This is a genomic window from Thermoanaerobacter sp. RKWS2 (genome assembly GCF_026240795.1).
Lineage (GTDB): Bacteria > Bacillota > Thermoanaerobacteria > Thermoanaerobacterales > Thermoanaerobacteraceae > Thermoanaerobacter > Thermoanaerobacter ethanolicus.
The window spans coordinates 415730-430291 of record NZ_CP110888.1; the positions used below are offsets into that span (position 1 = coordinate 415730).

Sequence of the window (14562 nt, forward strand, 5' to 3'; positions counted from 1 at the left end):
TATGGTTATTTTACAGGTGGATAAATTACATTTTTCTTATGGAGAAAGGGAAGTTTTAAGAGGGATAGATTTCACCATAAATAAAAATATGGTGATAGGGATAATTGGTGCAAATGGAAGTGGCAAGACTACACTTTTAAAGAATATATCAGGGTATTTGACGTCAACTTATGGTAATGTCTTTGTGTTAGGGAAAAATATCAAAGACTTTACTATAAAAGAAAAGGCAAAATATATAGGGTATGTGCCTCAAGATATAGTTTACGACTTTGAATTTAGCTGTTATGACGTAGTAATGATGGGAAGAATTCCTTATCTTAAAAGGTTTCAGTCGGAGAGAAAAGAAGACAGAGATATTGTAAGAGAGTGCATGGAAATTACAAATACATGGCAGTTTAAAGACAAAAGCATAAAAGAGTTAAGCGGCGGTGAGAGGCAAAGAGTGTATATAGCAAGGGCATTAGCACAAAAAGCTCGAATTTTACTCATGGATGAGCCAGTTTCTCAACTTGATATAAAATACCAAGTTGAAATACTGTCTCTTGTAAAAGATTTATCCTTAAAAGGGATACTTGTAATTATTGTGCTTCACGATATTAACCTCGCTTCACAGTTTTGTGATGAGATTTTCATAATGAAAGAAGGCAAAATAATAGCATCTGGGTCTCCCGGAAATGTTTTAACATTGAACAACATAAAATCAGCCTTTTCAATAGATGTGGAAGTGTTTGAAAATCCCATCACCCATACTCCTTACGTCATTCCATCGCTAAATGGAAAGGAGCAACTCAAAGTTGTGTAAAGCTTTAATGATTGCAGGCACCCATTCAGGAGCAGGTAAAACTACTGTAAGCCTTGGAATTATGGGAGTGCTGTCAAAAAGGTATAAAGTTCAGCCTTTTAAAGTAGGTCCAGATTATATAGATGCTGCTTATCACAGAAAACCTCATACGTTGTGCATAAACCGGGAAAAGAAAATGCTTGGGAATGTGGATTTGTGCATAAAAATTGCCTGGCGACGTATGTTCACATAAATTTATACACATATAAAGAGGCTGTCAAGAGGTTTGTTGACAAATGTGTTCAATACCGAAACTCAAATGCTTTTCAGGAGGATTAATATGGTACTTAAATTGATGATACAAGGGACCGCATCGTCTGTTGGCAAAAGCTTGTTGGTTGCCGCTTTTTGCAGAATTTTCAAGCAGGATGGTTACAGAGTAGCCCCTTTTAAGTCTCAAAATATGGCTTTGAATTCCTATATAACCGATGAAGGACTAGAAATAGGAAGAGCACAAGCTATGCAGGCGGAAGCGGCAGGAGTTAAGCCTTCTTATCACATGAATCCAATACTTCTAAAGCCCAGTTCTGATAAAAAAAGCCAAGTTGTTTTAAGAGGCAAAGTTTATAAAAACATGTCTGCAGCCGAATACCACCAATTTAAGCCACAGCTTTTAAAGTTTATTAAAGAGGACTTTGATTTTCTTGCAAGTCAAAATGACATTGTAGTAATAGAAGGCGCTGGAAGCCCTGCAGAAATAAATTTAAGAGATAGAGATGTCGTAAACATGGGTATGGCAGAGATGGTAAATGCACCAGTACTTCTTGTAGGAGATATTGATAAAGGCGGTGTATTTGCTTCAATAGCTGGTACTTTGCTCCTTTTAAAAGAAAATGAGAGAAATCGCATTGAAGGTGTACTTATAAACAAGTTTAGAGGAGACATTGAAATATTAAAGCCGGGTTTGGAGATGTTAGAAAACATTGTACACAAAAAGGTTTTAGGTGTTGTCCCTTATATGGATGTGCACATTGATGAAGAGGATGGGGCGACGGAGAGATTTTATCGTAGGAATACAGAAGGAGATATAGAGATTGCAGTTATAAATCTTCCCCACATATCGAATTTTACGGATTTTGAACCTCTTGCTAAAGTTCCCGGAATAAAGCTTCGCTATGTGAATAAAGGGGAAAGGATTGGAGATTGTGATGTGGTTATAATTCCGGGAACAAAAAACACAATTGGAGATTTGCAAGCATTAAAAGAATATAGGATTGATAAGGAAATTTTTGAAATGAGAAAAAAAGGTAAATTTATAGTCGGCATTTGTGGAGGATACCAAATGCTGGGAAAAGTCATTAAAGACCCGGGAAGAATTGAAAGTACAACTTCAGAAATTGAGGGACTTGGACTTTTGGATATAGAGACTGTAATTGAAAATGAAAAGACAACAACCCAAATTAAGGCGGTTATTCGCAATAATTTACCATCAATATTATCACCTCTTAGAAATATTGCTGTAGAGGGATATGAAATACACATGGGGCAAAGTCGAATTTTGGGAGATTGTCAGCCTTTTTCAATAATAACTCATAGAAATGGAGAAAAAATCGAAGTCTATGACGGTTGTATAAGCGATGATGGAAAAGTGTTTGGAACTTACATACACGGAATTTTTGAAAACAGAGAGCTTGTCAGGGAATTTATAAATATTGTGAGAAAATCAAAAGGACTTTCTCCTATAGAGGAAATTATTGATTACAAAGAATTTAAAGAAAGAGAATATGATAAGCTTGCAGATATTGTGAGAAAAAGTATCGACATGAAAAAAGTCTATGAAATTATGGAGAGGTATAAAGATTAATGGAAGTGGTATTAGCTTACTTATTAGATTTGTTGATAGGAGACCCTGAAGGATATCCTCATCCTGTAAGAATTATAGGGAAAGTGGTATCACATTTAGAGAGTATACTTAGAAAATATGCTAAAAATGGCAGAGCTTTAAGAATAGCAGGTTTTATGCTGTGTGGATTTACAGTAACTTTGGCATTTGCAGCAACATATACACTACTTTATATTGCAGGACTTATACACCCATATTTAAAGTATGCTTTCGACGTTTTAATTATATATACCTGCCTTGCTACAAAAGACCTTGGTAAAGCTGCTGGAAGAGTATACGAAGCGTTGATAAAGGGTGATATAGTTGAAGCAAGAAGAAGATTATCTTATATAGTCAGTAGGGATACAGATAGGCTTGATGTTGAGAATATATCCAGAGGAGCGATAGAAACAGTTGCAGAGAATATATCAGACGGTATAATAGCCCCTATGTTTTACGCGTTTATAGGAGGTGCGCCGCTGGCTATCTTTTATAAGGCAGCAAGCACTCTTGATTCTATGGTAGGCTATAGAAATGAAAAGTACCTCGACTTAGGCTTTGCCTCTGCAAAACTTGACGACATATTAAATTTTATCCCTGCTCGCATAACAGGTTTTTTGATTGTTATGGCTGCTTTTCTCTTAGGCTATGATTATAAAAATAGTTGGAGGATTTTTTTAAGAGATAGGTTGAAACATCAAAGTCCAAACAGTGCTCACGGAGAAGCAGCAGTTGCCGGTGCTTTAAATATACAACTGGGAGGGCTTAATTATTATTTTGGAAAGCCTGAAATTAAACCAACTCTTGGGGATGGAAAAGAAAAAATTACCCCCCAACATATAAAAGACAGCATCAAAATAATGTACATGACTTCATTTTTGGGGCTTGTAGTATTTTATATAGGGAGGAGATTGATGTGAAAGAAAAAGCAAATACATTAAAAAATGTAAAGACTCTTACTCTTGTTGCTATGCTTATAGCCTTAAGTGCAATAGGTGCTCTCATAAAAGTTTTTAACACAGTTGCTTTCGATTCAATGCCAGGATACTTTGCCGCATTATACCTTGGAGGTTGGTATGGAGCCCTTGTGATAAGTTTAGGGCATATGCTTACAGCAATTACTTCTGGATTTCCTTTAGGGCTTACAAATCACATATACATAGCAGTGCAAATGGCATTATACGCCTATTTGTTTAAATTTTTTTATCGAAAATTTAACATCTATATTGCAGTAATCGCTGCTACGATATTAAATGGTCCTGTTGCAACCCTTTTGTTTGTGCCCATATTCGGATGGGGATTTTTTGCGGCATGGGTATTACCACTAACAATTGCGTCATTTGCAAATGTATTTCTTGCAGCATTGGTTTACAAAGCGATATCGAAAAGGAGTAGGGAATAAAAAGTGATTGAGAGATACAGAGATTTAGTGATAATTTATGAAAATGATGTAGCATATGTGATATCTTGTGACAGCCTCGGAGCAATAGGGAATAAAGAGCATGATGTGTTAAAAGTTGATGAAGAGATTGTAGGAAGGACTACTGTAAAAGTGGCTCTTTCGGAAGTGTTGTGTGTAGGAGCAAAACCCTTAGTCATATCAGATACTTTATCCGTTGAAATGAATCCAACAGGGCAAAAAATTTTAAGAGGCATAAAAAGCGAGCTTGAAGAGAACGGACTTTCAGACGTAGTTTTTACAGGAAGTACTGAAGAAAATTTTCCCACATCTATGACAGGTATAGGAATCACTGTAATAGCAAAAGCAAATGTTTGCGATTTAAAGATAAAAAAAGTTAAAGCAGGTATGCATGTTTCTCTTTTAGGATATCCCCGCGTGGGAAGTGAGGTCTTAAGCTCAAAGGATGTGCTTACATTGAAAGACTATATAAAAATTTCCAACTCTAAAGAAATAATAGAAGCAATACCTGTGGGTTCAAAAGGAATAAAATATGAAATTGGCATATTAGAGAAGATATCAGGATTAAAGGTGGAGGCAAATTTTCCACAATATCTTGATGTATTAAAATCAGGAGGGCCATCCACCTGCTGCCTTGTAGTGCACAGTGAGGAAGATACAGTATCTATTAAAGGACTGACAGATAAACCCTTAACATATATCGGTGTGCTGATTTAGCGCAAACGAAAGAAGGTGTTTAAATGAAGCCTTATGAGCATGGTGGAAATGTTTATGATTATGAAGGAGAAATAATTGATTTTAGTTCAAATATAAATCCTCTTGGGGTTCCGGAATGGATTTTTGATATTATCAAAAAAGTTGATTTAACGAAATATCCGGATATAAAATATCGAAAACTTAAAGAGGCTGTTTCACAGTATGTGGGGTATTCGCAAGAAAATATAATTGTTGGGAATGGGGCGACAGAGCTCATACATCTTTTTGTAAGAGCATTTAAGGTGAAAAGACCCCTCATTCCGTCTCCTGCTTTTTTGGAATATGAAAGGGCAGTCCACATAAACGGTGGTGAACCGATATATTTCAGGCTGGAAGAAGACTATGGATTTAAAATAAATCTCGAAAAGCTTCTTTCCCAAATGGAAGAGGCGGATTCTTTAATCATTGGGAATCCTAACAATCCTACAGGACAAGCCATAATTAGAGAGGAAATAGGAATTTTATTAAAGAAAGCTGAGATTTTGAACATGCCTGTCATGATAGATGAAGCTTTTATTGAATTTATGAAAGACTATAAAAATTATGAAGCTTTACCTCTTATAAAAAAGCATGATAAATTGTTTGTTGTAAGAGCGGCAACGAAATTTTTTGGTATGCCGGGGTTGAGGCTGGGATATGGGATTGGGAGCTCTTCTTTAATACAAAAACTGGAAGAGTATAAAGAGCCTTGGACAGTAAATGCTCTTGCAGATGCTGTGGGGAGAGAAATATTTAAAGATGAAGCTTATATAGAAAAAACAAGGGAATATGTAAATAAAGAAATAGAGTATATGCTTTATGCTTTAAGAAAAATTGATTATTTAGTTGCTTTTGATACAAAAGTAAATTTTATATTGTTAAAGTTAAGAACAGGAAGGGTAAATGACCTTAAACAAATACTTTTAAAAAAAGGAATTCTCATAAGAGATGCTTCTAATTTTAGGTATCTTGATAAAAGCTTTTTTAGAGTTGCTATAAAAAGACATGAAGACAATGAAAAATTGATACAGGCTTTGAAAGAAATAGATATAAAAGATTTAGTAGAAGATAAAGAAAGGGTTGTAATATAATGAGCCTTGTTATGATCACAGGTGGTGCAAGGTCTGGCAAAAGTGAATTTGCTGAAAAATTGGCTTTAGAAAAAGGAGGAAACAGTGTCCTTTATATAGCTACTTCTATTCCTTTTGACGAAGAAATGAAGGAAAGAGTCAAAAGGCATAAAGAGAGAAGGCCACCTTTTTGGCAGACAAAAGAAGTCTACAAAAATTTATATGATGTAATATCAAAAAGCAATGCCAAAGTCGCATTGATTGACTGCCTTACAGTTATGATTACAAACCTATTAATGGAAGTTGACTTAACATGGGAAAAAGTAGAGTTGAAGGAGATTGATAACATAGAAAAGCAAATTGCTGACGAAGTAGATAAGATATTAAGTGCTAAGAAGGACTTTAAAGGGGATATAATTCTTGTGACAAATGAAGTGGGAATGGGATTAGTGCCCGAATACAAACTTGGCAGGATATTTAGAGATATAGCAGGCAGGATGAATAAAAAAGTGGCAGATGCTGCAGATGAAGTTTATTTAATGGTTTCAGGAATACCTCTTAAAATAAAGGGATGATTGAAAGGGATGCAACATTTTTATGGAAGAAATTAAAAGATTGGTACTTGCGATGCAATTTATGACACGCCTTCCTATACCAATAAAAATTGATGCTGAAAAAAGTGAGTTTTATAAAATAGCATCTTATTTTCCTGTAGTTGGAATTGTCATAGGGTCTATTCTTTCACTTTTGTACTTTGCGTTAAAAAATTTCTTTTCCCGGGAAATTGTAATGACTTTTATTGTAGCTTTTTCTTATGTTTTAACAGGAGCAATGCATATTGACGGGCTTGCAGATACCTTTGATGGTCTTTTCAGCAATAAAGATAAAGAGAGAATGCTTGAGATAATGAGAGATTCAAGGCTTGGCACAAATGGAGTCTTAGTTTTAGTTTTTATGGTTATTTTAAAGATATTATTTCTCACCAATATACACGAAAATATTACTTTAACAGCACTTTTAATTACCCCAATTATTGGGAGATTGTCAATTGTATTTTCTATGATGATAAGTAAATCTGCAAGAGGTGGAGAAGGCCTTGGAGGACTCATGCTGGGTAAAGTAGGGATAAGGGAATTTGCTATAGCTTTTGTTATTTCAATTGCTACAAGCTATTTTATACTGCCTTTAGCGGTTTTTGTAAAAATACTTACTATATCGCTTTTTGTTACTTATATTGTATCAAAATATATTTCGCTGAGAATAGGTGGTATGACTGGGGATACTTTAGGTGCAGTAAATGAATTGGCAGAGCTTACTGCACTCATTTGCTTTGTAAGTGTGTCATTATAAAAAAGGAGAGATTTTTATGGGAAAAGGATTATTAATAATAGCACATGGAAGTCGTGTTGAAGAGACTAAAGATGTAGTTACTATGGTTGTAGAAAAAATAAAGAGCCTAAAAAATACCAAAGATGTAAAGGTAGGTTTTATGGAATTTAACGAGCTTGATATATAGTTATAACCTACTTTGCAAAGGATGTTGCAAAATGGCTTATTACCCTGTAATGCTTAATATAAAAAACAAAAAATGCCTTGTTGTAGGTGGTGGCAAAGTTGCTCTTAGAAAAATTTTATCTCTTGTTGAAGGAGAAGCTTTAGTTACTGCCATTTCTCCTTCTTTTGATGAAGGAATAATTGAGCTTGCAGCAAAAGAAAAGGTAGAACTTATAAGACGTGAGTATCAACTTTATTTCTATATCTACAAGTGGCAAAAGTCCACTTCTTTCGAGAATGATAAAAGAAAAATTGGAGTCAATTTTCAATGATGACTATGAAAAACTATTACAAAAACTATATCAGAAGAGGATGGAATTAAAGGAAAAAGATTTTGCTGAAGAAGAGAAAATGGCTATTTACAGAGAAATTATTGAAAAAAGCGGGCTGTTAAAATAATTCTACGTTAAGCCTTGAGAAATGGTTTTTATCAAAAGTAAATACTTTTTTGTTTCCTGAATTTATTGCATGGGCAGCTATATACGCATCAATAAAATCAACATTATTTTCTTTATAGCTGTTTAGAGATAGAATTAATGTGTCCCGTTCTTCTGCTTCCACAGCTTCAGAACATATAAAGGTAATAAGCGTATCAGATATTTGATCCTTTGATATCTTGTAGAAAGACTCAAGTGTCCATACTACTTCTGCAATAGTGAGAGGAGATACGAGAAGTTTTAATTCTCCGCTGTCCGCTTTTTTCATAATTTCATACGCTTTTGCATAAAATTCTTCATTGTCCTTTAAAAGGTATCTCAAAATGACATTGGCGTCAATCCATATTTTCTCCATTGTTATTTCTCCTTACTCTTTTATTTACCCAAATTTCTTTTGTATTTTCTGTTTCTTCATCAATGCTTTTGAATTTTACTTGAGATTTTAACGTTCCACCTAATTGTGAAAGCTTTTTCTTTTTTATTAATTTCAACACTATTTCTTTGTTGTCTTGTACTATGAAGATGACGTTATCTCCTATATCAGCGCCAATTGCTTTTCTGATTTCTGCAGGCAATTGAATTTGCCCTTTGCCTGTAATTGTAGACGTAGCATGTATCATTTTTTCACCTCCACATATCTTTTACTTAGATTATAATACATGATTTATTATTTTTCAATGACTTATGATTTATTCATGAAATTTAAACAGAGAATGATAAAAATTTGGGAAGAGATGATTCTGTGAAAACTGTTCTTTCATGGGGATCACTAATACTTGGGCATTCACATCCACAGGTGGTAGAAGCTATTAAAAAGCAGGCACAACTTGGGACCAGTTTTGGAGCCTGCACAGAGTTAGAAGTTAAGATGGCAGAAAAAATAATTGAGGCTGTTCCATCTGTAGAAGTTGTTAGAATGGTGAATTCAGGCACAGAAGCCACTATGAGTGCTATAAGATTGGCAAGGGGATATACGGGCAGAGACATCATTGTAAAATTTGAAGGATGTTATCACGGACATTCTGACAGCTTACTTATAAAAGCAGGCTCAGGGGCACTTACTTTTGGAATGCCTGATTCAAAGGGCGTGACAAAAGAGGTAGCAAAGAACACAATTATAGCGAGATACAATGACATCAAAATGGTAGAAGATATTTTTAAAGTTTATGGTGAAAATATCGCTGGTGTCATTGTAGAACCTGTTGCCGGAAACATGGGTACTGTTTTGCCTGATGAAGAGTTTTTAAAGGGATTGAGAGAGATTACTACAAAGTATAAATCACTTTTAATTTTTGATGAAGTGATGACAGGTTTTAGAGTGTCTTATTCAGGGGCACAAGGACTTTACAACATTATGCCTGATATTACTACGCTTGGTAAAATTATTGGTGGAGGTCTTCCTGTTGGTGCCTATGGAGGAAGAGAAGAGATTATGAGAATGGTTTCTCCTGATGGACCGGTGTATCAAGCAGGGACTTTGTCTGGCAATCCTCTAGCAATGATAGCAGGCTTTGAGACTTTAAAAATATTATCTGAAACTTCCAATATTTATGAAGAGTTAGACAAGAAAGCAGAAAAATTGTGTAAAGGGCTAAAAGAAAGCATGGTTCAAAATGGAATTGATGTTACAATAAATAGAATAGGCAGCATGATGTGCATGTTTTTTAATAAACACGAAGTAAAAGACTATGAGTCTGCGCTAAAATCAAATACTACTTTGTACGCTAAATATTTTAGAGAGATGCTTAAAAGGGGAATATACATGCCGCCTTCGCAATTTGAAACCTTCTTTTTGTCAACTGCTCACACAGATGAAGACATTGAAAAAACGATTGAAACAAGTTTTGAAGTGGCGAAAATTATAAGTTAGCAATTAGAATAAAGGCATCTTCACATTTATTGACAACTATTTGCAAAATGCTCGCTCTCAGACTCTGGCGGGGTTCCGGCCACATTCGACATCCTTGTCTCAGGTGGCCGCTTCCGCCATCCGTGGCTCCAGCCTCGCCTCTGTCATCACACTTGCTAAGTTTAGTTACTGCTTTGTCGCGAGTCGCATTACTTCACAAAATGCCAATCTTGCAAAATAGTTTGTTTACAGTTTTAAGCTGCTGAAAACTCAGCAGCTTAAAACTATTCATTTTTACTTTCTTTTTGTCCTTGAGGGAAAAATTGCTGAAAAATATCTAAAGACATTGGGAAAACTACTATGTTTGACCTGTCATTAGCTATTTCTCTTAAAGTTTGAAGATACCTAAGTTGCAGAGAAACGGGTTGTGAGGCTATGATGCGGGCAGCTTCAGCAAGTTTTGCCGCTGCTTGATATTCTCCATCAGCATTTATAATTTTAGCACGGCGTTCCCTTTCTGCTTCTGCTTGTGCTGCCATGGCCCTTTGCATGCTTTGTGGTAGTTCTACATCCCTTATTTCCACAAGATTCACTTTTACTCCCCATGGCTCTGTTCCCTCATCTATAATCTCGCGAAGCCTCTTGTTTATTTCTTCTCTGTGAGATAATAATTCGTCTAAGTCAGACTGACCTAAAACGCTTCTTAGTGTAGTTTGTGCCAGCTGAGATGTTGCTCTTATGTGGTCTAAAACTTTTATAACAGCGTTGGCAGGGTCTATTACTCTGAAGTATACTACTGCATTTACTTTAACAGTAACGTTGTCTCTTGTAATTGCCTCTTGTGTTGGTACTTCCATTGTTATGACTCTCAAATCTACTTTTTGCATTCTCTCTATTATAGGAATCAAGAAAAATATTCCTGGTCCTCTTACACCTACGTAGCGCCCGAGACGAAAAATTACGCCCCTTTCGTATTCCTGTACTATTCTAATGGATGCGGAAATTAAACTTATAAGGATTATTAATAAGGTGAATAGAAATGCAAAACTCTCAATCATTTTTTTTACTGCCTCCCTCTTTTATTTTTTCAACTTTAACTGTCAAACCCTCTACTGCTGTAATGACCACCTTTTCGCCTTTTGCAATATACTCTTTAGATTCTGCCTGCCACCTTTCTCCTTCTACCAAGACTATGCCATTTGGATTAATATCACTTACTGCAATACCTATTTCACCAATTAGACCTTCTACTCCTGTGACTACTTTTCTCTTTTGAGCTTTTATAACAGCAGCTAAGAGGAAAGAAACAAAAGCTGCCATGAAAAAGGCTGTTGCGAAAACTACTCCTTTGTTTATAGTGAGTCCCATTTGGTTTCCACTAAATAACATTAAAGAGCCAAGTACGAAGGAAGTTATACCGCCCACTGCTAAAATTCCATGGCTTACCACAAAGGCCTCAGATGCCAAAAGCACAAGCCCTAATATGACAAGAAGCATTCCACTTAATTGAGCATTTAATGTTCCAAGTGTGTAGAGGCCTAAAAGTAAGCTTATTCCTCCTGCCACACCGGGAAAGATAGCCCCAGGATGATAAAGCTCCAATACAATGCCCAAGATACCAGCGCTCATGAGAAGATAAGCAATATTTGGATCGCTTATTGCAAAGAGAAATTTTTGAGCTGAAGACATTGGGAAGTATTTGATTGGACCATCAGTTTGCAAAGTTGTAATTGTGCCGTCAAAATTTTTGACTGTAAGGCCGTTTATTTTTTTTAGAAGGTCATTTAAATTAGTAGCTTTAAAATCGACTAAATGGGCATTTAATGCTTCTGTGTCAGTAAAAGATTTGCTTTCAATAACTGCCATTTCAGCATTTTTGGGGTCTCTCCCTCTGTTTTCTGCGATGCTTCTTATCCAGGCAGCAGCGTCATGAGTGAGTTTTTGCCTTTGTACATCTGATAAAGCAGAGTCGTCTTCCATTGACACAGGATGGGCGGCGCCTATTCTACTTCCAGGAGCCATTGCAGCGACATTTGCTGAAAGTGTTATGAAAGTACCAGCAGAGCCCGCCCAAGCTCCTGCGGGGGAGACATATACTACAACAGGAATATGAGAATTTAGTATTTTTGTGACGATTTTTTGAGTAGTAGAATACAAACCGCCAGGTGTAGAAAGTTCTATGACTATACAACTTGCACCATTTTTTTCTGCTTCCTGAAGACCGCTTTCAATGTAATCAGCGACAACTGGTACAATAGGGCCATCAATGGATAGTACATAAACGGGGTTTTGGGGCGGAACTGCTTTTAAAGAAGAAAGTGGCAGTATAACAAAAATTAACAAGATTATAAATAGTAAAATTTTCCTTAAGTTAAACACTTTTTGTTCCCCCTTTAATAACATTTTAACATAACTGAAAAATTTTATATAGTATTTTGTGTGATTGACAGAAATTTTTTTGAAAGATTTACGCCACAGGAAATAGATTTAGCTATTAAGTTGGCGCCAAGATCTGTAATAACTTCTACGCTTATAAATAATACACTTTCGTGGATTTTTATCGTATTAGCTCTTTATGCTATAATCAAATGGGTATTTAGAGGAAAAGCGGATGTAGCACAATTATTTTCAATTACTGGTTATGCCTATACTCCTGTTTTAATATATTTTCTAATATGCTTTATTGCATCCTTTTTTACGGGACAACTTTATGTGAATATGTCTTTAGCTATATTTATCCCTTCGTTAAAAGGAACTACAATATATGGCTTTTTGAGAAGTATTGATCCCTTCATGGTGTGGCAGTTTGTTATAATAGCTATAGGAATAAAAATGTCAAGTGGAATGAAGAAGAGCGATGTTTATTGGGTTACAGTTTTTGCGTTTCTTGTGACGGTGTTTGTGAATATTGATTATTATAAACTGCTGGATTGATATGCAAGAAATGACAGGAGGAAAGCTCGAAATCACTGACAAAAGCCCTATTTTTACGCAGCATGCTAACAAATTTATTCTTAGGGGTGAAGAAACTTAAATGAAAAATAAGAGAAAAGTAGAAGTTATTGATTATCAATCAGATTGGAAGAAAAAATTTGAAGATGAAGCAGAAATATTAAGGGAAATATTGAAAGATATAATCGTTGATATTCACCATATTGGTAGTACAGCTATTCCGAATATAAAAGCTAAACCGATAATTGATATTTTAATTGAGGTTAAAGAAATAGATAAAGTAGACCAATTTAATGACAAGCTAATTCAACAAGGCTATATTCCTTTAGGAGAAAACGGAATCCCAAATCGGAGATTTTTCATAAAAGGGGATGATATTAATCGTACACATCATGTTCATATTTTTCAAACTGGAAATCCCGAAATTGCACGTCATATTCGATTTAGGGATTATCTAATAAATCATCCAGATGAGGCAAAAGCCTATTCTGACTTGAAAGACGAATTAGCCAAAAAGTATCCCTATAATATTGAGGAATATATTAAAGGGAAGGATCACTTTATCAAAGAGATTGATCAAAAGGCAACGAAAGAACGATAGACAAGGAGACGGTTCCCTTGTCTATCCTTTTTATAATATTTCTTCTAATGTCTTTTTAATTTCAATGAGGAAACTTTCTGTATTTACAACAGTTTTATTTGGCAAGTCAGAAAGCATAGCTAAGTCTTTTGTCATTATGCCCTTTTCAATTGTCTGAAGGGATGCTTTTTCAAGTTTATCTGCGAAGTTTACAAGGTCTTCTATTCCGTCAAGTTCTCCTCTCTTTTTCAAAGCACCTGTCCATGCGAAAATTGTAGCAATAGAATTTGTAGAAGTTTCTTCTCCTTTAAGGTATTTATAATAATGCCTTGTAACTGTTCCATGAGCTGCTTCAAATTCGTATCTACCATCAGGAGATACCAGTACAGAAGTCATCATGGCGAGGCTTCCAAATGCTGTTGCTACCATATCTGACATCACATCGCCGTCATAATTTTTGCATGCCCAAATCATTCCGCCTTCAGACCTTACAATTCGAGCTACGGCATCGTCAATAAGGGTATAAAAATATTCAATTCCTGCTTCTTCAAATTTTTCTTTATATTCATTTTCATATATTTCCTGGAATATGTCTTTAAATCTGTGGTCATATATTTTTGATATGGTGTCTTTGGTCGCAAACCACAAATCCTGCTTGGTGTCTAAGGCATAGTTAAAACATGCTCTTGCAAAACTCTTTATTGATTCATCAGTGTTGTGCATGCCGAGGATAACTCCAGGACCTTCAAATTCATGTATTGTCTGCTTTGACACTTCACCACTTTTTGATACGAAAACAAGTTCTGCTTTTCCTTTATTTTCGACTCTGTATTCCACATCTTTATAAATGTCTCCATAGGCATGCCTTGCAATTGTAATGGGCTTTTTCCATGTTTTTACGAGAGGTTTGATACTTTCTACAATAATAGGTGTGCGAAAAACTGTTCCATCAAGTATTGCTCTGATTGTACCATTAGGGCTTTTCCACATTTTTTTAAGATTGTATTCTTCAACTCTCTGGGCATTGGGAGTAATTGTTGCACATTTTACACCAACACCATATTTTTTGATGGCATATGCCGCATCAACTGTGACTTGGTCCTCTGTTTCGTCTCTGTTTTTAATTCCAAGGTCATAATATTCCGTTTTGAGGTCTATATAGGGCTCTAAGAGTATTTCTTTTATTAATTTCCATATGATTCTTGTCATTTCGTCCCCGTCCATTTCAACGAGGGGAACCTTCATTTGAATTTTATCAGCCATTTATTTCTCTCCTTTGTTTAAAATATAACAAAAACTTCG

The 14562-nt window shown here is 35.4% G+C and carries 18 protein-coding genes and 3 pseudogenes; 16 read left to right on the plus strand and 5 right to left on the minus strand.

Annotated elements, in window-relative coordinates:
• Position 1 precedes the first annotated feature (1 nt).
• From OEI98_RS02010 to OEI98_RS02065, 13 genes and pseudogenes are all read left to right on the plus strand, one after another.
• Positions 2-802, plus strand: a complete 801-nt coding sequence (locus OEI98_RS02010; RefSeq protein WP_004399797.1) for an ABC transporter ATP-binding protein — start codon at positions 2-4, stop codon at positions 800-802.
• A pseudogene (locus OEI98_RS15225) lies at positions 774-941 on the plus strand (hypothetical protein); the annotation flags it as partial. The gene OEI98_RS02010 and the pseudogene OEI98_RS15225, both read left to right, overlap by 29 nt.
• Positions 935-1120: pseudogene (locus OEI98_RS14950) on the plus strand (cobyrinic acid a,c-diamide synthase); the annotation flags it as partial. The pseudogenes OEI98_RS15225 and OEI98_RS14950, both read left to right, overlap by 7 nt.
• Position 1121: 1 nt before the next feature.
• Positions 1122-2645 carry a cobyric acid synthase gene (locus OEI98_RS02020; protein ID WP_266039278.1) on the plus strand — a complete coding sequence of 508 codons (1524 nt, stop codon included), beginning with the start codon at positions 1122-1124 and terminating at the stop codon, positions 2643-2645.
• A complete protein-coding gene (gene cbiB / locus OEI98_RS02025; protein ID WP_019907317.1) occupies positions 2645-3583 on the plus strand; it encodes an adenosylcobinamide-phosphate synthase CbiB in 939 nt (312 codons plus the stop codon). Before OEI98_RS02020 ends, cbiB begins: the two co-directional genes overlap by 1 nt.
• On the plus strand, positions 3580-4065 hold the full coding sequence (locus OEI98_RS02030) for an ECF transporter S component (RefSeq protein WP_004399800.1): 486 nt from the start codon (positions 3580-3582) through the stop codon (positions 4063-4065). The genes cbiB and OEI98_RS02030 overlap by 4 nt, the downstream gene beginning before the upstream one ends.
• Positions 4066-4068: 3 nt before the next feature.
• Positions 4069-4800, plus strand: coding sequence for an AIR synthase related protein (locus OEI98_RS02035; RefSeq protein ID WP_266039281.1), 732 nt, complete (start codon positions 4069-4071; stop codon positions 4798-4800).
• Between the two features lie 23 nt (positions 4801-4823).
• The gene (cobD, locus tag OEI98_RS02040; protein ID WP_266039283.1) at positions 4824-5909 is read left to right on the plus strand and encodes a threonine-phosphate decarboxylase CobD; all 1086 of its coding nucleotides are present in this window, start codon (positions 4824-4826) and stop codon (positions 5907-5909) included.
• The gene (cobU, locus tag OEI98_RS02045; RefSeq protein ID WP_003867152.1) at positions 5909-6463 is read left to right on the plus strand and encodes a bifunctional adenosylcobinamide kinase/adenosylcobinamide-phosphate guanylyltransferase; all 555 of its coding nucleotides are present in this window, start codon (positions 5909-5911) and stop codon (positions 6461-6463) included. Before cobD ends, cobU begins: the two co-directional genes overlap by 1 nt.
• 22 nt (positions 6464-6485) lie before the next feature.
• Positions 6486-7238 (plus strand): adenosylcobinamide-GDP ribazoletransferase, encoded by a 753-nt coding sequence (gene cobS, locus OEI98_RS02050; RefSeq protein ID WP_004399803.1) that lies wholly within the window; start codon positions 6486-6488, stop codon positions 7236-7238.
• A 16-nt stretch (positions 7239-7254) separates the two neighbouring features.
• Positions 7255-7401, plus strand: a pseudogene (locus tag OEI98_RS02055) (sirohydrochlorin chelatase); the annotation flags it as partial.
• A 34-nt stretch (positions 7402-7435) separates the two neighbouring features.
• Positions 7436-7714 carry a precorrin-2 dehydrogenase/sirohydrochlorin ferrochelatase family protein gene (locus OEI98_RS02060; RefSeq protein WP_266039287.1) on the plus strand — a complete coding sequence of 93 codons (279 nt, stop codon included), beginning with the start codon at positions 7436-7438 and terminating at the stop codon, positions 7712-7714.
• A complete protein-coding gene (locus OEI98_RS02065; RefSeq protein ID WP_266039288.1) occupies positions 7623-7841 on the plus strand; it encodes a hypothetical protein in 219 nt (72 codons plus the stop codon). Before OEI98_RS02060 ends, OEI98_RS02065 begins: the two co-directional genes overlap by 92 nt.
• On the opposite strand, the gene OEI98_RS02070 is transcribed toward OEI98_RS02065, so the two are convergent.
• Together OEI98_RS02070 and OEI98_RS02075 are read right to left on the minus strand one after the other, a co-directional pair.
• The gene (locus OEI98_RS02070; protein WP_004399805.1) at positions 7833-8234 is read right to left on the minus strand and encodes a PIN domain-containing protein; all 402 of its coding nucleotides are present in this window, start codon (positions 8232-8234) and stop codon (positions 7833-7835) included. The genes OEI98_RS02065 and OEI98_RS02070 overlap by 9 nt on opposite strands.
• Positions 8215-8499, minus strand: a complete 285-nt coding sequence (locus OEI98_RS02075; RefSeq protein WP_003867142.1) for an AbrB/MazE/SpoVT family DNA-binding domain-containing protein — start codon at positions 8497-8499, stop codon at positions 8215-8217. The genes OEI98_RS02070 and OEI98_RS02075 overlap by 20 nt, the downstream gene beginning before the upstream one ends.
• Before the next feature lie 104 nt (positions 8500-8603).
• Here OEI98_RS02075 and hemL point away from each other — a divergent pair, with 104 nt between their 5' ends.
• Positions 8604-9749: a glutamate-1-semialdehyde 2,1-aminomutase gene (gene hemL, locus OEI98_RS02080; RefSeq protein ID WP_266039293.1), complete on the plus strand. Its 1146-nt coding sequence runs from the start codon at positions 8604-8606 to the stop codon at positions 9747-9749.
• Between the two features lie 263 nt (positions 9750-10012).
• Here the strand turns inward: hemL and OEI98_RS02085 are convergent, their stop codons facing one another.
• Both OEI98_RS02085 and OEI98_RS02090 read right to left on the minus strand, forming a co-directional pair.
• Positions 10013-10786 carry a slipin family protein gene (locus tag OEI98_RS02085; protein WP_003870856.1) on the minus strand — a complete coding sequence of 258 codons (774 nt, stop codon included), beginning with the start codon at positions 10784-10786 and terminating at the stop codon, positions 10013-10015.
• Positions 10779-12107 (minus strand): NfeD family protein, encoded by a 1329-nt coding sequence (locus OEI98_RS02090; protein WP_019907328.1) that lies wholly within the window; start codon positions 12105-12107, stop codon positions 10779-10781. The genes OEI98_RS02085 and OEI98_RS02090 overlap by 8 nt, the downstream gene beginning before the upstream one ends.
• A gap of 60 nt (positions 12108-12167) precedes the next feature.
• Here OEI98_RS02090 and OEI98_RS02095 point away from each other — a divergent pair, with 60 nt between their 5' ends.
• Both OEI98_RS02095 and OEI98_RS02100 read left to right on the plus strand, forming a co-directional pair.
• The gene (locus tag OEI98_RS02095) at positions 12168-12662 is read left to right on the plus strand and encodes a YIP1 family protein (protein WP_019907329.1); all 495 of its coding nucleotides are present in this window, start codon (positions 12168-12170) and stop codon (positions 12660-12662) included.
• A gap of 100 nt (positions 12663-12762) precedes the next feature.
• A complete protein-coding gene (locus OEI98_RS02100; protein ID WP_004399809.1) occupies positions 12763-13281 on the plus strand; it encodes a GrpB family protein in 519 nt (172 codons plus the stop codon).
• A 30-nt stretch (positions 13282-13311) separates the two neighbouring features.
• On the opposite strand, the gene OEI98_RS02105 is transcribed toward OEI98_RS02100, so the two are convergent.
• On the minus strand, positions 13312-14523 hold the full coding sequence (locus tag OEI98_RS02105; RefSeq protein WP_266039300.1) for an NADP-dependent isocitrate dehydrogenase: 1212 nt from the start codon (positions 14521-14523) through the stop codon (positions 13312-13314).
• Positions 14524-14562: the final 39 nt, after the last annotated feature.